General features: G+C 62.7%; 22 protein-coding genes. 5 read left to right on the forward strand and 17 right to left on the reverse strand.

The genetic code is table 11. From position 1 onward, the window contains the following. Positions 1–345: 345 nt before the first annotated feature. Positions 346–906, forward strand: a complete 561-nt coding sequence (gene nrdG, locus ACYVRU_RS07985) for an anaerobic ribonucleoside-triphosphate reductase activating protein (protein WP_232325508.1) — start codon at positions 346–348, stop codon at positions 904–906. A gap of 59 nt (positions 907–965) precedes the next feature. Here nrdG and ACYVRU_RS07990 read toward each other — a convergent pair whose 3' ends face one another. The 11 genes from ACYVRU_RS07990 to ACYVRU_RS08040 all read right to left on the reverse strand — a co-directional run bounded on the left by ACYVRU_RS07990 (position 966) and on the right by ACYVRU_RS08040 (position 13,286). Next, on the reverse strand, positions 966–1,817 hold the full coding sequence (locus ACYVRU_RS07990) for a sensor histidine kinase (protein WP_231699542.1): 852 nt from the start codon (positions 1,815–1,817) through the stop codon (positions 966–968). Continuing rightward, entirely contained in the window at positions 1,814–2,545 is a 732-nt protein-coding gene (locus ACYVRU_RS07995; protein WP_114538915.1) for a response regulator transcription factor, read from the reverse strand. Before ACYVRU_RS07995 ends, ACYVRU_RS07990 begins: the two co-directional genes overlap by 4 nt. A gap of 186 nt (positions 2,546–2,731) precedes the next feature. Next, entirely contained in the window at positions 2,732–3,775 is a 1,044-nt protein-coding gene (locus ACYVRU_RS08000; protein WP_461185994.1) for a Na/Pi cotransporter family protein, read from the reverse strand. A gap of 257 nt (positions 3,776–4,032) precedes the next feature. After that, positions 4,033–5,901, reverse strand: a complete 1,869-nt coding sequence (locus ACYVRU_RS08005) for an FAD-dependent oxidoreductase (protein WP_302222664.1) — start codon at positions 5,899–5,901, stop codon at positions 4,033–4,035. 210 nt (positions 5,902–6,111) lie between these two features. Then, complete coding sequence (locus tag ACYVRU_RS08010; RefSeq protein WP_147272672.1) at positions 6,112–7,512, reverse strand: helix-turn-helix transcriptional regulator; 1,401 nt, start codon at positions 7,510–7,512, stop codon at positions 6,112–6,114. Between the two features lie 13 nt (positions 7,513–7,525). After that, positions 7,526–8,872 carry an ATP-binding protein gene (locus tag ACYVRU_RS08015; protein WP_114548496.1) on the reverse strand — a complete coding sequence of 449 codons (1,347 nt, stop codon included), beginning with the start codon at positions 8,870–8,872 and terminating at the stop codon, positions 7,526–7,528. Between the two features lie 260 nt (positions 8,873–9,132). Further along, positions 9,133–9,231 (reverse strand): hypothetical protein, encoded by a 99-nt coding sequence (locus ACYVRU_RS08020; protein ID WP_231699629.1) that lies wholly within the window; start codon positions 9,229–9,231, stop codon positions 9,133–9,135. A gap of 258 nt (positions 9,232–9,489) precedes the next feature. Further along, entirely contained in the window at positions 9,490–10,284 is a 795-nt protein-coding gene (pstB, locus tag ACYVRU_RS08025) for a phosphate ABC transporter ATP-binding protein PstB (protein WP_114548497.1), read from the reverse strand. Positions 10,285–10,313: 29 nt separating this feature from the next. Continuing rightward, on the reverse strand, positions 10,314–11,312 hold the full coding sequence (gene pstA / locus ACYVRU_RS08030; RefSeq protein WP_173111092.1) for a phosphate ABC transporter permease PstA: 999 nt from the start codon (positions 11,310–11,312) through the stop codon (positions 10,314–10,316). Further along, positions 11,309–12,295: a phosphate ABC transporter permease subunit PstC gene (gene pstC / locus ACYVRU_RS08035; RefSeq protein WP_173111095.1), complete on the reverse strand. Its 987-nt coding sequence runs from the start codon at positions 12,293–12,295 to the stop codon at positions 11,309–11,311. Before pstC ends, pstA begins: the two co-directional genes overlap by 4 nt. A 19-nt stretch (positions 12,296–12,314) precedes the next feature. Continuing rightward, positions 12,315–13,286 carry a substrate-binding domain-containing protein gene (locus tag ACYVRU_RS08040; protein WP_461185995.1) on the reverse strand — a complete coding sequence of 324 codons (972 nt, stop codon included), beginning with the start codon at positions 13,284–13,286 and terminating at the stop codon, positions 12,315–12,317. 637 nt (positions 13,287–13,923) lie between these two features. Here ACYVRU_RS08040 and ACYVRU_RS08045 point away from each other — a divergent pair. Beyond that, positions 13,924–14,178, forward strand: coding sequence for a hypothetical protein (locus tag ACYVRU_RS08045; protein ID WP_114538907.1), 255 nt, complete (start codon positions 13,924–13,926; stop codon positions 14,176–14,178). A 3-nt stretch (positions 14,179–14,181) separates the two neighbouring features. Further along, positions 14,182–14,463 (forward strand): type II toxin -antitoxin system TacA 1-like antitoxin, encoded by a 282-nt coding sequence (locus ACYVRU_RS08050; protein WP_114538906.1) that lies wholly within the window; start codon positions 14,182–14,184, stop codon positions 14,461–14,463. A 183-nt stretch (positions 14,464–14,646) separates the two neighbouring features. On the opposite strand, the gene ACYVRU_RS08055 is transcribed toward ACYVRU_RS08050, so the two are convergent. Then, positions 14,647–15,246, reverse strand: coding sequence for a TetR/AcrR family transcriptional regulator (locus tag ACYVRU_RS08055; RefSeq protein WP_173111098.1), 600 nt, complete (start codon positions 15,244–15,246; stop codon positions 14,647–14,649). Positions 15,247–15,363: 117 nt separating this feature from the next. On the opposite strand from ACYVRU_RS08055, the gene ACYVRU_RS08060 reads away from it, so the two are divergent. Then, positions 15,364–16,182: an ABC transporter ATP-binding protein gene (locus tag ACYVRU_RS08060; protein WP_461185996.1), complete on the forward strand. Its 819-nt coding sequence runs from the start codon at positions 15,364–15,366 to the stop codon at positions 16,180–16,182. Beyond that, the gene (locus ACYVRU_RS08065; RefSeq protein ID WP_461185997.1) at positions 16,175–17,440 is read left to right on the forward strand and encodes an ABC transporter permease; all 1,266 of its coding nucleotides are present in this window, start codon (positions 16,175–16,177) and stop codon (positions 17,438–17,440) included. Before ACYVRU_RS08060 ends, ACYVRU_RS08065 begins: the two co-directional genes overlap by 8 nt. A 322-nt stretch (positions 17,441–17,762) precedes the next feature. Here ACYVRU_RS08065 and ACYVRU_RS08070 read toward each other — a convergent pair whose 3' ends face one another. The 5 genes from ACYVRU_RS08070 to ACYVRU_RS08090 all read right to left on the reverse strand — a co-directional run bounded on the left by ACYVRU_RS08070 (position 17,763) and on the right by ACYVRU_RS08090 (position 25,019). Next, on the reverse strand, positions 17,763–20,096 hold the full coding sequence (locus ACYVRU_RS08070; protein ID WP_157011851.1) for an anaerobic ribonucleoside triphosphate reductase: 2,334 nt from the start codon (positions 20,094–20,096) through the stop codon (positions 17,763–17,765). A gap of 410 nt (positions 20,097–20,506) precedes the next feature. Beyond that, the gene (locus ACYVRU_RS08075) at positions 20,507–21,295 is read right to left on the reverse strand and encodes an ECF transporter S component (RefSeq protein ID WP_157011849.1); all 789 of its coding nucleotides are present in this window, start codon (positions 21,293–21,295) and stop codon (positions 20,507–20,509) included. Beyond that, positions 21,283–23,199 carry an ABC transporter ATP-binding protein gene (locus ACYVRU_RS08080; protein WP_461185998.1) on the reverse strand — a complete coding sequence of 639 codons (1,917 nt, stop codon included), beginning with the start codon at positions 23,197–23,199 and terminating at the stop codon, positions 21,283–21,285. Before ACYVRU_RS08080 ends, ACYVRU_RS08075 begins: the two co-directional genes overlap by 13 nt. Beyond that, positions 23,172–24,083, reverse strand: a complete 912-nt coding sequence (locus ACYVRU_RS08085; protein ID WP_173111117.1) for an energy-coupling factor transporter transmembrane component T — start codon at positions 24,081–24,083, stop codon at positions 23,172–23,174. The genes ACYVRU_RS08080 and ACYVRU_RS08085 overlap by 28 nt, the downstream gene beginning before the upstream one ends. A 27-nt stretch (positions 24,084–24,110) precedes the next feature. Next, positions 24,111–25,019: a methionine synthase gene (locus ACYVRU_RS08090; RefSeq protein WP_417175481.1), complete on the reverse strand. Its 909-nt coding sequence runs from the start codon at positions 25,017–25,019 to the stop codon at positions 24,111–24,113. Positions 25,020–25,271 lie beyond the last annotated feature (252 nt).

Consider the following 25,271-nt stretch of genomic DNA (forward strand, 5'->3'; position numbering starts at 1 on the left):
GCGCTTTTGGGCGCAAAAATAGCCCTGCCCCACGCCAGAGGATGAACCCACCTCAAAAGGTGGGTGCTCGCATCGGGTCTCCCGGCTTTCGCATCAACGGATGCGAATCTCCGTTCCAACCGCTTCTAGAGCTCCCTCGTCACAATACGTCGGTCCATCGCAATATATGGCGGGAACAGGACTTACCTTCAGTATACGCAAAACCCGATGACAGGAAAGTCTTGACATGCGACGCAACATAAGCTGTTGGGTAAACGTTGCCCACCATCGCAGCTTGAAGAAGCGGTCATGCCAACTTTATGACAGAGACGCAGCCGACGGATGCATGGACCGGAGTGCGCTACAATGGCGGCTATGGAAAACGACTTCGAAAACACCACCATCTCGCTGTACGGCACCGTGCCCGACTCCATCGTGGACGGCCCCGGCCTGCGCTACGCCGTGTTCGTCCAAGGGTGCTCGCACCACTGTCCCGGCTGCCACAACCCCGAAAGCCAGCCGGCCGAGGGCGGCACCGAAACGACGCTGGCGGCCCTTCTGGCCGATATTCGCGCCAACGGCCTCGTGCATGACGTCACCCTCTCCGGTGGCGAGCCCTTCGAGCAGCCGGAGGCCTGCGCGGCTCTGGCGGCCGCGCTGAAGCGCGAGGGTTACGGCATCTGGTGCTACACGGGCTACCTCTACGACGATCTTGCGGGGCGGACGGATCCTGCCATCGCCAACTTGCTCGACCATATCGACGTGCTGGTGGACGGCCCCTTCGTGGAATCGCGCAAGTCCCTCGAGCTGAAGTGGTGCGGCTCCTCCAACCAGCGCCTGATCGACGTGCCGGCCACACGACGTGCCGGCTCCGTCGTGGAATGGCAACCTGCCTCGTTCTCGCTAGAAAAACCTTCTAACTGGTAAGGCAAGAGCCTCTAAAGGCTCAGCCTTGCAAGCACTTTTACTATTTCTGGAAATCTTTGTCAGCCGATGGGTAGACGCACCGTAAAGCGAGTACCGACATCTTCCTCGCTTTCCACGAACACCTCGCCGCCGTGGTAGAGGGCGGCGTGCTTGACGATGGCCAGGCCCAATCCCGTGCCGCCCAGTTCCTTGGAGCGACTCTTCTCCAGGCGGTAGAAGCGCTCGAAGATTTTCTCCAGCTTGTCGGCGGGAATACCCGCGCCCGTATCGTTCACGCGGACGATGCCGATACGGACGCCCCCCTCGCCGCTTGCGCCCTCGCCAGCGGGGACGTCCTCCTCGCACACCTCCACGAGCACGTGGCCGCCTTCGCGGTTGTAGCGGATGGCGTTTTCCACCAGGTTGTAGATCATCTGCTTGAGCAGGGTCTCGTTGCCCTGGACAGTAACTGGTTCCGCCTTGAGGTGCACCTCCACATCGGCATCGGCGGCCAGCTTGGTCAAACGTCCCACGACGCGTTCGGCCACGGCGCGCAGGTCCACCGCCTCGGCTTCGTCGGCGCCGGGAGCCATCTCGTCAAGACGCGACAAAATGAGCACGTCGTCGATCAACGCGCGCATGGCCTGGGATTCCTCATAAATGAGCTGGGCGAACCGGGGCACATCCTCGGGGGGCACCAGACCGTTGGCCATCAGCTCGGCATAGCCGGAAATCACTTGCAGGGGCGTCTTCATTTCATGGGAGACATTGGCCGTGAACTCGCGGCGCATCTTCTCGGCCCGGGCCAGCTCCTCGTTGCGCGCGAGAGCCGAGGCCGATCGCGCCGGCTTGTCAGCGCCCGGCGTAGGCGCTGACGCAGGTGCCGCAGCCGCCCGAGCATCGCCGCAACGGGACTTATCAGCGGCACTCACGAGGCACTCTTCTTCAATCGATAGCCCACGCCGCGCACGGTGGCGACGGCTTCTTCGGAGCCGGGGGCCGCTTCGGCCAGCTTGCGACGAAGCGTCTTCACGTGCATGTCCACCGTGCGCGTCTCGCCGACGAAGCTTACGCCCCACACCTGCTCGAGCAGCTGCTCGCGGGTGAGCACACGGCCCTTATTCTCCATAAGCGTGCGCAGAAGGTCGAACTCCTTGCGCGTGAGGTTGACTTCACGGCCGTCTGCCATCACCGTACGGGCGGACGGCGACAGCTTGATCGCGCCGACGACCATAAGGTCACTGGGTTCCGCTATCTCTTCTGCGGCGCCTTGGGCCGGACGATTCGCACGGCGCAACAGCGCGTTCACCCGCGAGATGAGTTCCATCATGCCGAAGGGCTTTGCCAGATAGTCATCGGCGCCGGCGTCGAGTCCCACCACTTTGTCGAACTCGGTGCCTTTGGCCGTGAGCATCATGATGGGCATATTCTCCGTCGCCGTATTGCCGCGCAGGGCCTGCAGCAGCACGAGGCCGTCGTCTCCGGGCAGCATGATGTCCAGCAGCACCGCATCGGGCGGCTCGGCCGCACACCGCTCAACGAGACCGTCGCCGTCATGGAACGCACGCACTTCCATGCCCGCCTGATGCAGCGCGTAAGCCGTCAGGTCGCGAATGTGCTCGTCGTCCTCCACGTAATAGATGAGCGGGGCTTTGCTCATGGGGATCCTTTCTGGAACAGGTGCGCGGCCATTGTAGCGCAACAGCCGCGTAGCGCGGAGGTGGGCGGTGAGACGTCAGAGAGCCGTGGGGCGAACCGAACAGCCCACACGGCCTCGGCGCAACCGGAAACCTACGCGAAAGCGACCGACGGCGCGGGGCGGTGTCATCGATCGCGAGGTGCGGGGTTAGGCGGCCGCCGCGTCGGGGGCCAGCGGCGTCTCCAGCGTGTCCGCCAAAGGATCGCGGGGACGGCGCGGCTTCTCGGGGAGAATCGCCATAACGATCTTCACCATCACCGACACAAGCGGCAGCCACAGCACCGTCATGGTCACGTTGAACAGCGTGTGCGCGTTGGCAATCTGCCGGGCGATGACCTCCACTTCGGGGCCGGCCGGCGAGATGGCGGCCACCACCGCGGCGGCAGGGCCGATGAGCCACACGAACAGCAGGCAGCCCGACAGGTTGAAGATGCAGTGGGACAGGGCCACGCGCTTGGCGTCGCGGGACTGGCCGATGGCGGCCAGGAGCGCCGTGACGGTGGTGCCCAGGTTGTCGCCGAGCAGAATGGGGATGGCGCCGTCGAGGCCGATGAGGCTTGCGCCGTCGGGGCCGGGCGTGGCGGCAAAGTTCTGCAGCACGGCGATGGTGGCGCTGGAGCTTTGCACCACGAGCGTCATGAGGGTGCCCACCAAAACGCCGAGCACCGGCACGCCCGTCACCTGGGCGATCATGTCGGTGAACACGGGGTTCTCGGCCAGGGGCTTCATGACGGCGCCCATGGTATCGATGCCGAGGAACAAAAGCCCGAAGCCGAAGACGGCGGTGCCGACGTACTTCATCTGGCCTTGCTTGGCGAGCTGCATGATGAGGAAGCCCACAAGCACGATGCCGAGCACGTAATCGGACAGCTTGAAGGCGATGATCTGCGCTGTGATGGTGGTGCCGATGTTCGCTCCCATGATGATGGGGATGGCCTGGCGCAGCCCCATGAGGCCGGCCGCCACGAACCCGATGGCCATGACCGTGGTAGCGCTGGAGCTTTGCAGCACCGCCGTGGCCACCGCACCCGCGAGCACGCCCACCAGCGGATTCTTCGTCACCGCGGCCAGAATGGAGCGCATGCGCTCGCCAGCCGCCTCCTGCAGATTGCTGCTCATGAGGTTCATGCCGTACAGGAACAGGGCCAAACCACCGAACAGTCCCAGCCCGATTTGCAGCAGTTCTTCCACCTATGCGTCTCCTTCACGCGGCCCGCTCCTCCGCGGGACAGACATGGCGGCGCACCTCGCGCACGCCGGTTTTCCGTAGGCTGCAGTATGGAGCCCCCATGAGCGCCCCGAGTAAGCCACACGTAAAGGGAAAGTAAAACTTTGCTGATGAAGCACGAGCGGGGCACCGACCTTAATCGGCGCCCCGCTCGGGGGAGGGCTCGTCTACATCCGGCAGCCTTAAGCTTCCAAGGCTGATCGGTCAAGAGAGGGCTCGCCTAGCCTAGAACACCCTTTGCAATAACATCTCCGTACCCCAGAACCTGGAGGCAGGGCTGACCACACACCTCCCCGACGGCAAAAAGACCCGCAATCGGCTGGCCACCGTCGTCGAGCACACGGAAGCGCTCGTCCACCGTAAGACCGTCAACAGTGATAAGCACGGCCCACGTCCCTGGCGAAGCGTAGAAGGGGCCCTCAACGATGGGAGCTGTTTCCTCAAAATATGTCCGTCCGAATTCATCCGGTACGCCAGCGACGCAGGCGGCGTTGTACTCCTCCACAGTCTTCTTTAGGGCACTGGCAGGAATATCGATCTGATCTGCGAGTTCGTCAAGCGTATCTGCTCGATAGGCAAGCCCGTTCTCGAACAGCCCCTCAGCAGGCTCGCCATCGAAGTTCCTTCCATCGGGCATGATGTTGGAGTTCTGATCGCACGCGATGATGTAGCACAACTGGTCGGGCTGATCCATAACGGCAAGAGCCAAGTCGGTGCGTTTCCCCGTCTCATTGACGAAGCGTTTCCCCTCCTTGTTCACCACGAGAGGGTTTCCCGTGTCGCCAATAATGTGGCCGACAATGTGGTACTGGGGATGAGCATAGGGGTTGAGCATCACCTCGCCGCAGCTGACAACAGCCGCACCGACCTCCTCCGCCATATCAAGGCCGTCTCCCGAATGTCCAGCGGGAGCTACCGAGTGAATGCTCTCACCCTCATTGAATCCGTACTGGGGCTGAAGCCGGGCAAGCCATTTCGGGCTATCGGTATAGCCTCCCGTAGCCAGAACGACCGCCTTGCTCGCATGGATCTCGTAAGTGGTTCCGTCGTCGCATTGGCCCCTTACACCCGTGACCTTGCCATCTTCCACCAGAAGCTCTTGCGCTGAAGTGCTGAAGAGGATATCGAGCGCCGGGAATCCCGCACTCTGAATGTATGCCTCGAGAGCGTCGACATAGCCTTCGCCTGCGGGCCTGCCCACAGGGTGAGTCGAACGGGGCCAGGAGAAACCCATGATGCCGAGAAGCGGCTTCTCGAGTTCCACGCCATGCGCAGTCACCCATTCGCACGCGCGGCGCGCCGATTCAGCGTCCAACGTCGTCTCCGCAGCGAGAGGGTTGCCGAAACCGACGGCGCCGAGCACGGCGTAAAACTCGTCGCTGTCGAAGGTCTTGGTGTTTCCCTCCGCATACCACTGCTCGTACTGCTGCTCAACTTGTGAGACTCTTTCCTCGGACACACCCAAATCGCGAGCGCGCTCCATGACCTCGGCAAAAAGCCGTCTCATCGGCTCCGTTGTCTCCTGGCGATACTCAAGCGGCGCCTCGGGGTACTGAAGGCGGCCTCCCGAGACGAGCATACTGCCGCCCATGAACCCGCACTTTTCCATAACGAGCACCTCAGTGCCCGACTCTGCCAGAGCAATGGCCGACGTGAGGCCAGCCGCTCCGGCGCCGATGATGGCCACCTCCGTCTCAATTACCTCGACAGCGTCCGATTTCTCGCGCCCCGGGACCTTCTCCAAATCGGAAACGCTGCCGCCAGCTTGTCCGACGCAGTCTCTGACCGCAGAGAGGATGGCCATGCTCGTCAGCGTCGCGCCCGTTACCGCATCCACATCGAGGGACTGAAGCTCGACGATGTCGGATGTTATGGCGGAAATCGCCGTATTGGCGATGCGCTCTGACTCGTAGTGGCCAAGCACCTCTACCGCCTCGATAGCATTCTCCCCAAACGTCACCTCAACGGTCACAAGGCTCTGCTTTCCCTGAGCCTGTGCGGTATACGCCCCGGGGACGTAACTGCTCTTTGCGGACGAGGTGGCCGGCAGGGGGCTGCACCCCGTCACACCCAGGGCGAACATGGTCATTCCCGCTGCTGCACCCAGCTGAATAAACCTACGACGTCCGATCAGTCTTCCCCCATGTGCTTCTTGCATGATGCTCCTCCGATCCTCGGGATGGGGCCGTCCTTTTCGGCCCCGCAGGATCATGCAACCATGACGGAAAGACGGAAGGAATCGGGTGTTTCATGCGAACTTTTCACCCTCGGGCGTTTTACCCGATAAGCCGACCTGGCCTTATTCGCTCACAAGATCGAGGAGCTCTTGCCGAGAATGCACGCTGAGCTTCTGGTAGATATGGCTCACATGGGTCGACACCGTGCTTTTCGAGAGAACGAGATAATCGCAGATATACGGTTGAGAGCGGCCTGCGGCCAAAAGGAGGAGCACATCGAGCTCCCGAGCCGTCAGCCCATGCTGCTCGGAGATCGCCTTGCAGCGCGCGGACATATTCGGCGCTGCCGCCCCATCCTCGTTGCGCCAATCAGCAGCCACCCGAAGCGCCGGCCGCCCGACGACGACCATGGTCGTAGCAACCAGCAGACACACCAGCACAAGAGAGATGCTTTGAGGCATCGCTTCTTGCTGGGCGAGGTCTGCCAAAACGGCAACAGCGAGTATATTGCCAACTGTCGCCCCTCCGTGAGAAACCGCCAGCAGGACGGCGATCCTGGTGAGACTTGTTCCATAGTCGCGCCTCGCCATTCGAGAGGAATATAAGTAGGTCACGATCCAGATGGTAATGTCCAGAACGCTCGATATCGAACATACCGCCATTGCGGAAGCGGGGCTTTTCCAGAAATTGAGAATCAGTGCCAGTGTGGCCAAAGGGCAAAGCCACCGAAACAAAGCGGCAAAATCGATCTTGAGCGAGAAGAGCACGAACACGACGATGCAGAGCACGCCCGCCAAGGAGCCTATTATCTCGGGAAGGGAACGCTCTCCCGTCATTTCGAATTGCGAGAGAAGACCGTTCCAACTTACCACCAGGTAGAAGACGGCCAGAGGAACGGCTATGCGCGCCAGCTCCTTTACCATCGAATGCGGCCGCGATCCCTCTATGGCGACTGCCTTCTCGCATGCCTGTGCCACCGGCAGCCTCTGAAAGGAAAGGTAGAGGGTCGCCCCCGACGCCAATGGAGCCACAAGCATCGGAATGCCGTTGAGACTTGCCGGCAGCAGAGGGACAACAACGGCATAGGCGAGAACGACAAGCGAGGAAAGGGGCAGCGCAATCTCCGCCTCTTCGATTTTGGCTCGATTGAACACGTCGGCCCACAGAAGAAACATGATGGCCTGACCCATTCCCAGAGCAATTGCTCCCAGCAAAGCCACAGGATCGTCATTCGCCGTGACCCCTGTCGGCCATACAGAGAGCAGAAACCCTACGATGTTGAGAATGATCGACGGAGCCAGCAGCCTTTTCAAACGATCTAGGCGCGGACCGCGGAACACGGCGCCGCACGCGAGAAGCACCAAGATGTTCGCCCCCATCCCCACAAACCAGGCAACGTCGGTGCTGACCGGAAGACCGGCCATCCCATGGAAAAGGCCTGACCCCGCATACTGCGAGAGAATCTGCACATGAGTAAAGCCGATACCGAGAAGCCACCAAGGAGGCATTTTCAATCCTCTCACTATGGCAACCCCCTTATCCCAAGAACTCTGCGAGGTCTATTTTCTGCGGGCCTCGCTCTTTTTCGATAAACATAACGGCATACCAGGGAAGGTACAGCACTTTGCCTTCCTCGCGCACGTTTCCACGGCAAAAGACGATGGCGCTGTCGATGCCCCATTCTCGCACGGCCATCACGTTGTCGAGGGCTTTGTGCTTCTCGTAATCCTTTCCCGATTTAGCCTCGATAGGAAGCGCCTTCGATCCCTTCTCGATGACGAAATCAACTTCGCCGTACTTGGCCTTGTCGAAGTAGCGCAGATCGAAGCCGTGGGCCGTCAGCTCCTGGGCGATGGCGTTCTCCAGCATGCTGCCCCAGTTCACCGCAAGGTTCCCTTGCAGAAGGTCGAATCGTGCATCGCCCGACGTTTGCGCGGACAGAAGCCCCACGTCACAGAGAAAGAGTTTGAACAGATTGTGCTGGGTGTTCAGCGACAAAGGCAGCTCCGGCGCTTTAACGTTGTAGCAGGGCAGCCCCACGCCGGCGTCAGCAACCCACATGAAATCACTCGCATAGCGCTCCATGCGGGCGCTCTTCGCCAGATCACTGAGCTTGAAGCGCTTGTTCTTCTTGTCGAGTTCCTCGGGAATAGCATCGAAGATCATCTTGATGTGGGCCCTATCGTCCCCGTATTTGGCGATATCTTGCCGATACAGGTCGACGATATCCTGCTGCACAGCCAGCACGTGTGACAGATCGGAGGTCTCATTGAACCGTTCGACGGCCGCCGGCATGCCCCCGACGACCATATACAGGGAAAATGCCCGGAGTAGCCGCTCGTGAATAGCGGTCGGAATGGGCTCGCGATTCCGCATTCGTTCCCGCACCAGCTCCAGCGTCTGATCGTTTTGGCCAATAGCGTCGAAGAACTCTCTCAACGTGAGCGGGTACATGCGCAGATGCTGCTCGTAGCCCACCGGGTACGACGGCACCTCCTTATAGGAGACGCCCAGAAGCGAGCCCGATTCAATGTAGTCGAACCGACCATCCTCCACGAGGAATTTCATGGCGGTACGGGCGCGCGGGCATTCCTGGATTTCATCGAAGAAGACGAGCGTCTGACCGGGAACGAGCGGCACCTTCGTGAAGGCCGTGAGGTTCGCTACGAGCGTATCGGCATCGAGATCGCCTTCGAAGATCTCCCTCGCCTTGGGCGTCTCGATGAAGTTGATCTCCAGGAAGACCTCGTACTCGTTTCGGCCGAACTCACGGATGAGATACGTTTTCCCCACCTGCCGCGCGCCGGTCACGAGGAGGGCGCGCCTGTCGGGCGCACTCTTCCATTTCAGGAAGTCGTCATAGGCTTTCCTTTGAAGGGCCATACTGCTAATCCTTTCGTCTTGCGACGAGTTTTCGCTCATTATAACCTCTTCTTGCGACGAGTTTTTTGGTTTTAGTTACTGTTTTGCGACGAGTTTTCGCGTTTTCTGAACTTGATTTGCGACGTTTTGTACTAGTCAAGCTTCGTAGACACTTTTTCCATCTTCCCCGTTCAACTCTGGGACATCTTCGGCAGTCTCCCTAAAACAAAAAGGGCGGTCCCGGAGGACCGCCCGTGGGGTGCGGGGAGGCGAGGGGTGCGCTACTCGGCTGCCGGCACGTCGTGCTTTACGCGGTCGTGCTCTTCGGCGCGCTTGGCGTCGTTGAAGCGATCCAGCGTGCCTACCAGGTAGCCAGTGATGCGGCGGAGTTGTTGCTCATGAGGTTCATGCCGTACAGGAACAGGGCCAAACCGCCGAACAGTCCCAGCCCGATTTGCAGCAGTTCTTCCACCTATGCGTCTCCTTCTTACAGCGGCTCGCCCCTTGCGAGCCGCGCTCATCGGCGGGTCGCACCCTTGCGGCCCGCGCTCGTCTCAGCCGGGAAGGAGTATGAAGCCTCATTGAGCAGCCGCCGTAAGAGCCACGTAAAATGAAAGTAAAATCGCGCGGCGTTGCAATTACCCGAAGCGCCCGGCGACGTAGTCGGCGGTACGAGGGTCAATGGGGGCAGAGAAGATGGTGTCGGTGTCGCCGGCTTCCACCACCTCGCCCAACAGGAAGAACGCCGTCTTGTCGGAAATGCGCAGGGCCTGCAGCATGTTGTGGGTCACCATGATCACCGTGTAGCGCTCCTTCAGCTGGCCGATGAGCTCCTCGATCTTCGCCGTGGAAATGGGATCGAGGGCGCTTGTGGACTCATCGAGCAGCAGCACCTCGGGCTGCACGGCCAGGGCACGAGCGATGCACAGGCGCTGCTGCTGGCCGCCGGACAGGCCGAGCGCGTTCTTCTTCAGGCGATCCTTCAGCTCGTCCCAGATGGCGGCCGCGCGCAGCGATTCCTCTACGATGACGTCCAGGTCGGCCTTGGCACGCACCCCATGGCTGCGGGGGCCGAAGGCGACGTTGTCGTAGATGCTCATTGGAAACGGGTTGGGCTGCTGGAACACCATACCCACGCGACGGCGCAGGTCGGTGGCATCCAGGGTGCGGTAGGCGTCGGCGCCATCGAGGAGCACCGAGCCTTCCACGCGGCAGCCTTCCACCAAATCGTTCATGCGGTTCAGCGTCTTCAGCAGCGTGGATTTGCCGCAACCGGAGGGGCCGATGAGCGCCGTCACCTGGTTCTCCGGGAAGGTGAGGTTAACATCGCGCAGACCTTGGAAATCGCCGTAGAACAGGTTCAGATGCTCGACGGCCATCTTCGCAGGAGCGGGTGCGGCTCCTGGAACCTCAGCCACCGCGGTAACGCTCATCTCATTCGCGAGTTCCTTCAAAAAGCTCGTCATTTCTTGCTCACTTCCATTTTCTGTGCCACCACGCGCATGGCGGCGTTCAGCAGAAGAACGAGGATCAGCAGCACCACCGAGGTGGCGTAGGCCTCGTTCACATGCAGGCCCTCGCAGGCCAGGGTGTACATGTGCACGGCCAGGGTGCGGCAGGAGTCGAAGAGGGCGAAAATGCCCTGGCCGGCGAAGTCGGGGATTTGGGCCACGGTGCCGGCGGTGAACAACAGGGCCGCCACCTCGCCCACGCAGCGGCCGAGAGCCAAAATGACGCCGCCCAAAATGCCGGGCACCGCCGAGGGCAGCACGCAGCGGGCCACCGTGCGCAGCCGCCCGGCGCCGAGTCCGAAGCCGCCCTCGCGGTAGGAATCGGGCACCGCCATGAGTGCCTCCTCGGTGGTGCGCATGATGACCGGCAGCACCATGATGGCCAGGGTGCAGGCACCGGACAGAAGCGAGAGGCCCCAGCCGCAGGCCGTCACGAAGAACAGCATGCCGAACAAGCCGTAGATGATGGAGGGAATGCCCTGCAGCGTCTCGGCGGTCACGCGCACCAGGCGCACGAAGCGGCTGCCGCGGCGGGCGTACTCCACCAGATAGATAGCCGCACCAACGCCCACGGGCACCGCCAGCGCCAAAGCCAGCAGCGCCATGATGACCGTCGAGGCGAGCGCCGGCAGAAGTGACACGTTCTCGGAGGTGTATTCCCATTGGAACAGGTCGGGAGAAAGCGCGGGCACGCCGCGCACCAGGATGTAGCCCACCACGAACAGCAGCACGGCGGCGGTTACCGCTGCGGCGGCATAGGTGAGCCAGCGCAGCAAGGCCGACACCGCCCGCCGGTGCCGCGCCGTGCGGGCGATGCGCACCTCAAGGGCATCCTCTTCGGCGAACCAGGAGGGCGCAAGATCGACGGCGCCCAGGGCGCCCAGCACCGGCGAGCAGGCGACCGGCGAGAACCGCGGACGGCGGGGGCGCGGGTTGAAGGCGATGCTCATCGCGCTTCACCTCTCTTCCGAATAACGCTGAGCAGCATCGTGGTCAGCAGGACGAACACGAACAGGACGACGCCGGTGGCGATAAGGGCCTCGCGATGCAAGTCGGCGGCATAGCCCATCTCCAGCACGATGTTGGCCGTCATGGTGCGCACGCCGGACAGCAGCGAGTCGGGGATGATGGGCATGTTCCCGGCCACCATGACCACGGCCATGGTCTCGCCGATGGCGCGGCCCAGCCCCAGCACGATGGCGGCCATGATGCCGGAGGCGGCCGCCGGGGCCACCACCTTAAACACGGCGTGCTCGTGGTCGACGCCGAGGGCCAGGGCGCCCTCGTAGTAGCGGGCAGGTACGGCATCAAGAGCGCTTTGGGCCACGGTGATGATGGTGGGCAAGATCATAATCCCTAAGATAAGGCTGGCTGCCAGCACCGAGAGCCCCGTGCCCGGCCCGAGCAGACGCACGAAGGGCACGATGACGACCAGACCGAAGAAGCCGTAGACCACCGACGGAATGCCGGCCAGCAGCTCCACGCCGCTGCGCAGGAAGGAGCCCACACGGCCCCGGGCGAACCGCGAGAGGTACACCGCCGTGAGCAGGCCGCCCGGCACGCCTACGACGATGGCGCCGGCCGTGACGTACAGGCTGCCCACAATCATGGGGAAGATGCCGAACAGGTCGTTGGCCGGGCGCCAGGTCATTCCGAAGAGGAATTCCGGCAGACCGATTTTCGCCATGGCCGGCACACCGTTGACCAGCAGGAACAGGCAGATCAGCGCCACGGCGGCGATGGAGAGGGCCGCCGCTGTGGCGAACAGGACCCGGGCGACGCCCTCGCGAAGGGCATGCGGGCGCTTGGGGGCGCGGACAGGTGCGGGGGTGCCGGAGGCCGCGCCGCCGGGGGCTCCGGCCGCAGGGGCGCCGGGGGCGCCGGGACCGCCAGCGGCACCCGCCGACAGCTCGCTCAACAGAGAGAACAACATGGTCAGACTCGCTTGGGCGCTAAGCGACGTCGGCCCAGTTGGTGACCGCGCCGGTGTAGATGTCGCACACCTGCTGAGATGTCAGCTTGTCGACGCTCGACTGCGGGGCCACAATGACCGCGATGCCGTCCAGGGCGATGGCCGTGCTTTGAACGCCCGCGCCCGTCTCGGAATCCTTCAGCTCACGGGAGGCCATGCCGATGTCGCAGGTGCCATCGACGGCCATGTTCACGCCCGTGGTGGAGTCGGACTGCTGAACCTCTACCGTCACCTGAGGGTTAGCCGCCTGGAAGGCCTCGGCCAGCTTCTCCATGACCGGCGTGACCGACGAAGATCCAGCCACGACCACTTTCCCACTGGCGCCGTTGGAAGCGAAGGGGGCGGCCGCATCGTCGATGGCGATGTAGTTGTTGTCGCTCACCACGGCCTGACCGTCGGCGCTCATGATGAACGCGAAGAAATCGGCGGCCGGGGCGGACAGATCCCCCTTGGTCACCACGTTGAAGGGCCGGGCGATGGCGTAGGAACCGTCCTTCACAGCCGCAGCCGAAGGCGCAACGCCGTCGATGGACACCGCCTTCACCGTATCGTCCAGCGAGCCAAGCGAGATGTAGCCGATGGCATTGGGGTCGCCGGCCACCGACGTCATCATGACGGCCGTGGAGTTGGTGATGGCGGCCGTGGGTGTGGTCATGTCCACCTTGTCGCCGTTGGCGTCTGCCTGCTCGATGCCGAGCAGCTCCACGAAGGCGCCGCGGGTGCCGGAGCCGTCCTCGCGGGAGTACACCGAGATGGGGCCGCTGGCAGATGCGCCGCTGTCGCCAGCGTCGGTGCCGCCCAAGCCGCCCGCCCCCGTCGCGCCGCCGGCCGAGCCGCCCGCGCAACCCGCAAGCGCCAGCGCCAGCGCGCCGCACAGGGCCGCTGCTCCAACAAGCGCCGCCATCCGCCGCAACCGCCGCGGCAAACGAGAAGATACCGAAGATGCTTTCATGACGTCGTTCCTTTCACGTGCGCGGGCCGGTGCCGAACCTTCGCGCATCCGCTCCCCGTAGGGGTGACCTCAGTCGCCCCTGGATTCCGACAAAACCGGCACCGGGGTTCGAATGGGCTACAGGTTCACAAACCACCGCCCGCAAGGGCCATTCAACTCGCGGAAGCGACCCACAAGGGAACAGCCGCTTCCGTGCATCCATGATGGCCCCGCTTCGTAAAAGAACCGAGCAGCACTCGTAAAGAGTCCCCGCCAGTTTCGAAAAGATTGGGTAAAACCTCAGTACCAGGCGCCGCGCATTCCCCTATTTCCCCGAGCAAATGCCAGTTGGAGGCCGAAATGGTCGACAAGCCCGCGGCGCCTCTGCCATTACGGGCCTGAAGTGGCAGAAAAATGCCAGTTGAGGGCAGAAATGCACACTAGGCGAAAAGCGGATCGACCATTTCGGGGTGGAAGTGGCATTCACTCACGATTTTTCGACAACGGGCGACGCGGATGCGGTCGGCGCGGGGAACAAAACGGGGCTTTCTCGCGTCATTTTTGCGGTTCGGAGAGAGTAGGCTTTTCTCGCCAGATGTCGCCTTTGAGGTTCATCGGGTTTTATAATACAATTTAGTATTACATAAGGAAGACGCCTATGGACGAGATACGCATCCACCCCCATGCCCTCAGGCACGGCTTGTCGAGGGAAGAAGTCACGTACGCTTGGCTCAACTTCGCTCGAAAGCGGCCAAGAGGCGACGATTGCTGGGTTGCAATCGGCTTTACCGGCGCTGGACGCGAGATCGAGATGGTTGGCATGGTCCTGGCTGACGGGGCAACGTTGGTCATCCACGCGCTCTCGCCGGCAACAAAACGAATGAAGCGCGAGCTCAGGCTGGAAAGGAAGTAAACGATGGAGTACACCCTCAGAAGCGGCAAGGTAGTCACCGACGAGCAGATAGAGGCCATGGCCGAGGCCATCGAGGCGGGCTCGCTGCCCGGGCAATGGTCGGGCGAGGTGGTGGTCGGCCGGCCGCGGCTGGCCGATGAGCCCCTGGACGTAATCAGCTTCAAAGTGCCTCACTCGGCCGCTCTCGCCATCAAGCGCGCAGCCGAGCAGGAGGGCGAGTCGCGCTCGGCCTTCTTGCGCAAGGCGGCGCTGGACAGAGCCGAAAGCGTCCTGGCCGCCAGCTAGAGCTGGGGAGTACGGAGGCGGCGCCGACCGGATTGCCGCGATTGCCGCCGATCCAGTTCCGCTCGGCACGAACGACGCCTCCCCTATCTGCGAGGCGCGTTCCAACTAAAAGCACGCGGTTGAGCTCGCACACATGCTCGTAACCTTTCTTTTTTAAGAGAGGCCAGAAGATAGTGCAGCTTCCTACCTTTTCTCCGAAAGGACGGCGAGCAGGGCGGCGGGGACTTCGGGAGCGAGGCAGTGCAGGAAGGTCTCTACGGGGTAGGCGAAACCCGTTTCGGCGCGGTAGGCCATAAGGGCCAGAAGGCCGCCCGTCGCATATTCGAAGACGATACGGGATGTCGGGTCATCGGTATTTGAGGAAAGGCTTACGCCCAGATCGGGCAGCACGTCTTCCAAAAGACGGCGCTTCACCCGCTTTTGCGCGAGCGCCGCATTGGGGCCGTTCAGCACCGCGCACAGCGTATCGATGCCCTGAGCGTTGCGTTGCACCAGATCGGGAATGTTTGGAGTGGCGGGACTAAGGGAGAAAGCACCCTGTCGGATGAGCGAGAGCAGCGCCCGGGGAATCTCCACGGGCACCACCGCATCAAGGGCCGCCTCGGCCAACTGCTCGGTATCGGCAAAATAGTAGTAGAACGTGCTGCGATTGCACCCCACCTCCTTGATGAGGGACGTAACCGTCACGGCGCTCGCAGGCTCGCGGATCAGTCGATCGGCCATGGCGACAATCAAGCGTTCGCGCACATCTTGGGTTGTTGCGTCTTTCCGAGGGCGTCCCATCACGGCCTCCTTCTTGCGAGCGGTAATCCGACAGAGCGCCGCTCTTTACTGGTTTTTCCCGACAGACTGTTGGATTACTATCATAGCTGAAATCTCATGCGCGAAAGGAGTTCAGCAGTGAACGCATGCACCCCAGCCATCGCCATCGACCGCGTCCAATTCTGCTACGGGCGCCCCGGGCCGCGACGACGCGATACTCTCCTCGCGCTGAAAGACATCTCGCTTTCCGTGGCGGCGGGCGATATCCTCTGCCTTTTAGGGCCTTCGGGCTGCGGCAAGACGACGCTCGTGAACCTCATCATGGGCGTGGATGTACCCACCTCCGGCACCGTGCGCGTACTAGGCGAAGGGACCCCCTTCCGCACGGCGCGAGCACGCATCGGGTTTATGCCCCAGGACGACGCGCTCTACGAGGACGTGACCGCCGAGGAGAACCTGCGTTTCTTCGCGGCGCTCTACGGCGTGAAGGGCGAGCGCCTCACACGCCGCATGGACGAGCTTTTCGCCTTCGTGCGCCTGGACGAACATCGCAAGAAGCTCGTGCACGACTACTCCGGCGGCATGAAGCGGCGTCTCTCGCTGGCGGTGGCCCTGGTTCACGAGCCTGCCGTACTCGTGCTGGACGAGCCCACCGTGGGGCTCGATCCGGAGCATCGCCGCTACATTTGGAATCATCTGGAAGCGCTGGCCGCCCAAAGGTGCGCCATCGTGGTGACCACTCATGTCATGGACGAAGCCGAGCGCTGCGCCCGCATTGCCATGATTCGCGAGGGACGGCTGATCGCCGATGCCTCGCCGGCGGATATCCTGGCCCGCACGGGCACGAACACCTTGGAAGACGCCTTCCTGGCATTAGAAGAGTCGGAGTCGCCGGATACGGCAGCGGAGCCGAACGTCTCGCCGTCTCTTGGCGAAAAGGAGGCGTGCCATGACTAGCGTGTTCGCCATTGTTCGCCGCATCCTCACGCAGTTCGCACGGGATAAACGCACGCTGGCGCTGCTGTTTGTAGCGCCTCTCGTGGTGTTGTGGTTGCTGTCGGTTATTCTCGGCGCCGACACGGTAGGCCCTAAAATCGCCACCGTGGACTTACCTGCTGAGTTTCAAACGCAGTTCGAGCAGACCGATGCGCGCATAACCGAGGCCAATGCCGACGAGGCAAGCACGCTCCTTGCCGACAACGCCGTGGCGGCGGTGCTTTCCATGGAAGGCAAGCACACGCTGAAGGTAGAGCTGGAAGGCACCGATTCCACGAAGTCGGCGGCCGTGCTCGCCGCGTGCGCCGAAGCCTTGGGCGAGTTGCGCGGCAAGGCGGCTGAGGAAATGGAAGCAGCCGTTGCCGACAAACGAGCAGAAGTAGAAGACACCATTGAAGAGGCGAGCCAGCAACGCAAAGAGGCCCGAACGGCACTCACGGGCGTGATGGTCTCGATGCCTCCCGAAGCCCGCTCCAGCCTAGCCGAGGCGTTGGGAGGCCTCTTCGACGACGATGCGGCGCTTTCCGCCGAAGACTTCTCGATGAATGTGAGCAACTACCTGCCCATAGAGGACATGGAAACCGTTTATCTCCACGGCAATGAGGACTGGCGGATGTTCGACTTCTACGGACCGGTGTTCATCGGCATCTTCCTGTTCGTGTTCACGTTCATTACCAGCGGCATGTCGCTTGTCACCGAGCGCATGGGCGGCACCATGACGCGATTTCTCGCCACGCCGGTGAATGCGGGGCAGATTCTCGGTGGCTACACGTTAGCCTTCGGGCTTCTGGCTTACCTGCAATCGGCCATTATCCTGTGGGTGGCGCTTGCATTCATCGGCTTCCCCAACGAAGGCAATCTGGGACTCGTGGTATTCACCTGCGTCTCCATGGCTATGGTATCGGTAGCGCTCGGTCTTCTGGTATCGGGGCTGGCCGCTACGCCGTTCCAGGTTATCCAGCTCATTTTGCTGTTCGTCGTGCCGCAAATTCTGCTGTGCGGGCTATTCGACCTTTCCGGCGCGCCCGACTGGCTCGCAGCCTTGAGCGCCTTCATGCCCGTGACCTATGGCGTGGATGCCCTGCGAGCCGTCATGCTGCGCGGCGCCGACCTTGCCGCCGTAGGGTTCGACCTTGCCGTGCTGTGGGGATTCCTCGCCCTGTTCTTCGCCCTAGCCGCCGCCAGCTTCCGCAAGAAACGTGTCCGAACAACATGCTGAAGATCCTTCCGTTGTGCCATCTTCGCAAATGCCATTTTCCGATTTTCCCGAGACAATGCCAGTTGAGGGCAGAAATGGTCGACAGGCGCGGGACGCCTCTGCCATTGCGGGCCTGAAGTGGCAGAAAAATGCCAGTTGAGGGCAGAAATGCGCAGTGACCCCCAAACGGGTCGACCATTTCGGGGTGGAAGTGGCATTTACTATGCGAAAAGACAAAAAGAGGGCCGTCGTTGGGACGGCCCTCAGGGCGTTCGAATACTTAGAAGCTCGGGCGCTTGAGTGCTCGGGTGCTTGGGACGCGACGCTCTACTCGGACGGCGTTCTACTCGGCTGCCGGCACGTCGTGCTTTACGCGGTCGTGCTCTTCGGCGCGCTTGGCGTCGTTGAAGCGATCGAGCGTGCCTACCAGGTAGCCGGTGATGCGGCGGATGCGCTCGAAGGGCTGGTTGTGAGCGTCCTCGGTGCGACCGCACTTGGGGCAGACGTCCTCGATAATGCCGTTGTAGCCGCACACCGGGTCGCGGTCGACCGGGTGGTTCACCGAGCCGTAGCCCATGCCGCAGTCCTTCATGTAGCGGATGACGCTTTCGAAGGCCTCCAGGTTGTCGGACGGGTCGCCGTCGAGCTCGATGTAGCTGATGTGGCCGCCGTTGGTGAGCGCGTGGTAGGGCGCTTCCAGGGCAATCTTGTCGAAGGCGGAGATATCGAAGTACACCGGCACGTGGAAGCCGTTGGTGTAGTAGTCGCGATCGGTCACGCCGGGGATGACGCCGTAGCGCTCGCGGTCGATGCGCACGAAGCGGCCGGACAGGCCCTCGGCCGGCGTGGCGATGAGCGTGTAGTTCATGCCGCGCTCCTTCGAGATGCGGTCGCAGTAGCTGCGCATGTGGCCCACGATCTCCAGGCCCAGGCGCTGGGCCTCGGCGGACTGGCCGTGATGCTGGCCGGTGAGGGCCACCAGGCACTCGGCCAGACCGATGAAGCCGGTGGTCAGCGTGCCGTGCTTGAGCACCTCGCGCTGCTCGTCGGTGGGCGAGAGCTTTTCGGAATCGATCCACACGCCCTGGCCCATGAGGAACGGCGCGTTGTACACGTGCTTGCGAGCCTGAATCTCGAAGCGCTCGTCCAGCTGACCGGTCACGAGCTGCAGCTTGGAGTCGAGCAGGTCGAAGAACAGGTCGATGTCGCCCTTGGCACGGATGGCCAGACGGGGCAGGTTGATGGACGTGAACGACAGGTTGCCGCGGCCGGGCGTCACCTCGCGATCGGGGTCGTACACGTTGCCCATGACGCGGGTGCGGCAGCCCATGTAGGCGATCTCGGTTTCCGGCGTGCCCTTGTAGTACTGGGCGTTGAACGGGGCATCCAGGAAGGAGAAGTTCGGGAACAGGCGCTTGGCCGAGCAGTGCATGGCCAGCTTGAACAGGTCGTAGTTCGGATCCTCCGGATTGTAGTTCACGCCCTCCTTCACGCGGAAGATCTGCACGGGGAAGATGGGCGTCTCGCCGGAGCCCAGGCCCTCTTCCGTGGCCAGCAGCATGTTCTTGATGACCATGCGGCCCTCGGGAGACGTGTCCATGCCGTAGTTCACCGAGCTGAACGGCGTCTGCGCGCCGGCGCGGGAATGCATGGTGTTCAAGTTGTGCACCAGCGCCTCCATGGCCTGGAAGGTCTGGCGGTCGGTGTCGCGGGAGGCGTTCTTCTCGGCGTAGGCCACCACGCGCTCGGCCGTAGCGGCATCCACGCCGCCCTCAACGAGCCCGGCCACCACGGCGGCGCGGAACTCCGGATCCATCTCGAGGCTGGCAACCGTGCCGGTCTCGCTTTCCACACGGGCAAGCAGGCTCTCGGCAAAGGTGCGGTCGTCGGCGATGTCGGTCAGCAGGTCGACGGCCTCGGCCACGTGCTTCTTGAACAGGCGGCGGTACGTCTTGCCCACGCCCACGGCCAGGCCGTAATCGAAGTCGCACACCGACTGACCGCCATGCTGATCGTTCTGGTTCGACTGAATGGCGATGCAGGCAAGCGCGGCGTAGCTGGAGATGTCGTTGGGCTCGCGCAGCACGCCGTGACCGGTGGAGAAGCCGCCCTTGAAGAGCTTCCGCAGCTCAATCTGGCAGCAGGTGGTGGTCAGGGTGTAGAAGTCCATGTCGTGAATGTGGATATCGCCCTCGCGGTGTGCCTTGGCGTAGCGCGGGTCGATGACGCACATCTCGTAGAACTGCTTGGCAGATTCAGAGCCGTACTTCAGCATGGTACCCATGGCGGTATCGGCGTCGATGTTAGCGTTCTCGCGCTTCATGTCGGAATCGGCGGCCTTGGAGAAGGTGATGTCCTTCAGCGTTTGGATGAGGCGGGAGTTCACGTCGCGCACGCGGCTGCGCTCGGCGCGATAGAGGATGTAGGCCTTGGCGGTCTGCACGAAGCCGGACTCGATGAGGGTCTCCTCGACCAAGTCCTGCACGCCTTCCACGGTGGGCGTGCCCTCGATGGCGCCGCTCTCAAGCTTCTCGACGACGGTGGCGGCGATCTTCTCGGCGGTGTCGCGCCCCTGCATGGCCGCACAAGCCTGGAACGATTTCTCCACCGCATCAGCGATCTTTTCCGGATGGAATTCCGCCGTGCGCCCGTCGCGCTTGATGATGGTCTTGACCATAACTTCCTACATCCTTTCTTCGACGCGGCTGTCGCGTCGTATTCGCACCGCTTCTCGCGGCCTTGCCAACCACAACATGCAGAAGCGCGGCAATGTTTTCCCTACCGCTGCCCTTCGCGATTACCAAGGGGGTAGACCCTCTTTTCGCTTTTGTTTTCCAACAGGCTTTCCACAGGTTATTCACCATCGGAACCACAATATATTGTGTTTTGCAGTTCCAAGGGCGGATACATATAGTACTCGCGAAAGTGTTCGGGTGCAATCGAACAAGATGTGTTTTTCGGCACCAGAAAAGAACAGAATTAATTTCGATGTTTGGTCGATGAGCCGCTTGAAAGTTGTCAACGATGTAGGCTCGCGCGAGAACCGACTACGGCTGAAACGCGACTTGCAGGCGGTTGGGGCGCGACTTATGGGCAGTTGGGGCGCGACCGATCGAGTAAACCGTACTTCACGCGGACGCGGGCGAGTTGGTCGAGCAGGGGGTTCGCCACGACCAGCAGCGTGAGGGCTGTGGCCGCCCCATGAATGGCGTTCACCGGCAGGCCGGCGAGGTACACCACCGCGGCCAGCTCCGGCGTGGGGGCTGTGGAAAGATAGAAGAACGTGGACGTATCCAGAATGGGACCCACGAGCCCCACAATAAGCACGAACCCCACGGTTGCCAGCGCAATACGACGCGGCCAGGAAAGGTTCGCTCGCGGGAACACACGGGCGTCGGCAAGCAGCCCTGCCACGAGCCCCGCCACTCCAAAGGCGAGCATCTGCCAGGGCGTCCAGGGCCCCTGGCCGAAGATGAAGTTGCTGGCAAGCGCCGCCACCGAACCCACGAGGAACCCGGTTTGGGGGCCGGCGGCGAGCCCTGCGATCATAATGACGGCGGCCATGGGCTTGAAATGCGGCACCCAGATGAACGCCGCGCGGGCCGCCACGGCGAGCGCCGTCAGCACGGCCACCACGGCAATTTCGCGCGCCGTGGGACGTCGCCCTTCGAAGGAAACGAAGAAGGGCACGATAGCGTATAGCACGATGAGCGTACCGGAGAGGTAGTAGCCGTTGCCGGGCACAGCCATACCCGCGACTGCGGTCAGCGGCGCGAGCACCAACGCCGCAAGAATCGTCAGGATCGTCTTGACTCGGGCGCGACGGCGCTCGCGGAAGGCCTCGGCGGAGCGGGCTCCTTCGGTCAGCTTCGGCATAGCTCCACCACCTCCTCCACGGTAACCACATTTTCGAAGAAGCCCCGGCTTATGCGATTGGCTGCTGTGGTATAGAAGCTGTTCGAAGCGAAGAACTGCCGGGGCGGATTGGTCGTCACCACGTTTCCGTCGAAGAACAGGGCGCACCAATCAGCATAGCTGGCGCAGAATTCCACGTCATGGGACACCATGAGCACGGTCGTTCCCCGGCCGGTCAGGCTTCTCAGCAACGCAGCGAGCTTATCTTTGAAGAAAGCGTCGAGCCCCTTGGTCGGCTCATCGAGCAGCAACAGCCGCGGCTCGCAAAGCAGCACCTTGGCCAACGCCGCCCGCTGCACCTCGCCACCGGACAAGTCGAAGGGATGGGCGTCGAGCAGCGGCGCAATGTCCGTCAGCACAGCCACTTCCCGCACCGCGGCCACGCGCTGCTCCGCCGTGAGGCCGCGACCATCCAGCATCTCTTCCAAATCTCCCCGAACAGTCTTCTTCACCATAAGGTTCAGCGGATCTTGCGGAAGCAGAGCCACTCCGCCGCGGAACAGCTCGGCCTTCTTCCACTCCTTCAGCCGTCGCCCGAGCACGGTGATCTTCCCGCGATAGGGCCGCGCAACGCCGCAGATAGCGCGCAGCATCGTCGACTTCCCCGTGCCGTTGCCGCCCACTACCGCGAACAACGACCCTCCCGGCACAGTCAACGTCGTTCCCCGCAGCACATCGGCGCCATCGCGCTCGTAGCGAGACCAAACATCCCGCAGCTCCACCGCCACCCGCTCAGACGCCGAGTCGCAAGCCTCCCCCGCCGGAAGCGCCCACCGACGCGGCGGATGAACGGCTACCTCACGAGCCAACCAAGCCCGCCCCTCCCGCACCGTAAGAGGAACTTCAACCTGCAAAGCCACTCCCTCTTCAACTATGGAAGAGTAGGGCCGCCGCAGTGGGGAGGGGGTCCGCGCGCAGTTCATTGAAGTGCATACAGAAACGTCAGTGGCCCTCGAAGAGCCCTGCACTTCAATGCTGTCTGAGCACGGCGCCCCCTCCCCACTGCGGCGGCCCGGCCGATCGCACGACGCCCCCTCCCCGTCGGCGCAACCCGGTCGATCGCACGGCGCCTCTTCCCCACTGCGACGACCCAGCCGACCTTCCACACCCCAAGCGATCCGCGCCGCCGCCGGCAGCGCCAATGCCATGGGGCTGACCGCACAATGCAGCTGGCCCGCAACAGCCCGCGGCTCCCCGTCGGCGACGACGCGTCCCTCCTCCAGCACCACCACGCGGTCGGCCAGCCCATACACCTCTTCCAGCCGATGCTCGCTCATAACCACCGTCGTCCCTAGCTCGCGATTGATCCGGTGTACCGTAGCCAGAAAGTCGCTGGCGGCAATGGGATCCAGCTGACTCGTGGGCTCGTCCAGCACCAGTACATCGGGCCGGGCCGCCATGACCGACGCTAGGTTCAGCAGCTGCTTCTGGCCGCCCGAAAGCTCGCCCACGTTCTTATGGAACCAGTGCTGGATGCCGAAGTAGCTGGCCATCTCCGCCACGCGCAAGCGCATGGTGCGCTCGTCGCAGCCGAGGCTTTCCAAGACGAAGGCCAGCTCGTGCCACACTTTGTCGGTCACGATCTGCGCATCGGGGTCTTGCATGACGAATCCGATGCGGGCCACTTGCTCGCGCTCGGGCACGTCGGCGAGAGGCACGCCATCGAACAGCACCTGTCCGCTTTGGTGCCCATGGGGAGCGAGCGCCGACTTGAACTGGCGCAAGAGCGTTGTCTTCCCGCAGCCGCTCTGACCGCATACCAGCACAAACTGGCCCGGCTCGATGGCCACAGAAACATCGCGAAGGGCATCGCGGGGCGCCTCCGGGTAGCGAAACGTCAGCTCTTCGAAAGCGAATAACGCCACAACGCCCTCCCTCCGCAATTGATAACCGCAGGAATAGCCAGAAAAGCGCCATAGCAAACGGCCCCCATAAGCACGGCCGCTCCCGCAGAGGGCCACACGATCGTCGGAAAGTAGGTGATCGCGAACCCTCCCTGGGCGAACGCGGCCACTGCGCCAACCACCAGCGCGCCCATCGCCACGACCAGCACCGTATCGCGCGCCTCCCAGCGGAAGAGCGCGAAATGAGTGCGCCCCGACAGCCCGAAGCCACGAGCCGTCATGGAATCGGCGGCCACCACGGCACTTTCTAAAGCGTCGGCCGACAGCGACAAGAGGACACTGCCCCCGTCGCGCACGCGCGCCGCCACGGAGGCGCCTTCCGCCGGGCCTTTCCCAATGCAAGCCCGTGCCGTCATGAGGGCGTCGGCTTTGCGGCGGTAACTTGGCACGAGGCGCAGCACCATGGTGAGCACCAGCGACAGCGCCGGAATAGCGCGGCCGAACAGGTAAGTAAACTTGTCCGAAGTCATGACCAGGTGAAAGGAGGCGAACCACAGCATCATGGCCACGAGCATAAGCCCCGTGGAGGCGCCCAAAGCCAGCGCTTCTAACGTGTAAGGACGGCCACCCCACCAGCGGAGGAGCACCGTGGCGCCCTGCGTGTTGAACAGCGGCGCCGACAGCGTCACCACAAGCAGCACCGCCGTGAGTCCCGCGATGAAGCGCCAAGCCTCACGGCCACGAAACGTCAGATAACAGGCCGCCGCAAGAAGAACGGACATCACCTGACAAATGGGGTTCGCAAGCACCATGGAAAGCACGATAGCCCCCGCGAAGAAGCCGAATGTCACCGCGGGATGCAGAGACGCAAAGGCGCAACGGCCTTGGTATGGCAGGGTGCTCATGGGCAACGCGGCTTCTCGGCGAGAACGTTACAGGACCGGCGCCACATCGAGGCCCGCAACGGTGGCGGCCAGCACCCCGGTGTAAGCCGGGGTCGCCTGACCGGCGGCGCGCAGGAACTGGACGCCAGCCGCGCGCAGCTCAAGGGCCGCGGGCATCATGGTGTCGGGGCTGTAGTAGGGGTTCTCGGTCGTGGGGCCCTGTTGCTTGGCGTCGCGCTGGAACACCTGCAGCGTGGCCATGAGACATAAATCCGCTCCGCGCGCCTCCAGTGTCTCGCGGGCCGCATCGGCCAAACCGCGCGCCTGATCAGGGGTGGCCAGCGTGGAGAAGCCGGCCACCGCCGCGCCGTATTCCGCCATCACTTCCACGGCCTCGCGCCAGGTGCCCCGGCCGCTCGCCAAGCCGCCGTCACCCTGCACATCCACCGAAGCAATGATGGGGGCATCAGTCACCTTGCGCAGGCCCATGAGCGCACACTTCAGATCATCGGCCGTCGTGAACCCGTTCAAAAAGAACGCATCAAAGGTGCGGCCATCGAAGAATTGCGCCGCACGAGCGTACTGGTCGCGATTTTCCACAAGCGACGCCTTGGAGTCGGGATCCAGCGGCAAACCGCAGGGGGCGATTTCCACAAGCGTGTGCTGAGGCTTGAACTCCGCCATGACCGCAAGGGCCGCCTCGGTCAGCGCTTCGCCTTTGCCCTCGGCGCCAACGGCCACCAAGCGCGCCGGCGTGAAATCAGCCACGGGGGTGACCATACACTGCGGGCCGGCCACCGTTTCCATGCGGTAAGCTTCTTCGATGGTTTCCGGCTCCACCAAAAGCGCGAGCGCCTGATCGCACACCGACTCGATGCCGGCCCGACGCAGGGCCTCCTGAATCGGCGACGAAACGACGAGCATGTCCTTGCCAAAACGCAGCGCGAGATCGGCCATGAGGAGTTCCTTTCCACGAATTTGCTGCCTTCCATGATACAAGATTGCTTGAGGGATAAACCTTTTTCGACATGAACCCCTTCCAAATGATCTTTTGCGACCGCCGTGCATCCTGCGTCCTAGAGGGTGGCAAAATCAAACAACCAGGGGGTGACATTCTTATTCGTCCATAACACCGCCGTGCATCCTGCGCATCGTTTCGTGCATCCAGAAGGCGCTTTCCGATGCCGAGGGCCCTGCATCAACGAAGGA

It is taken from the genome of Adlercreutzia sp. CNCM I-6216, from assembly GCF_977113345.1.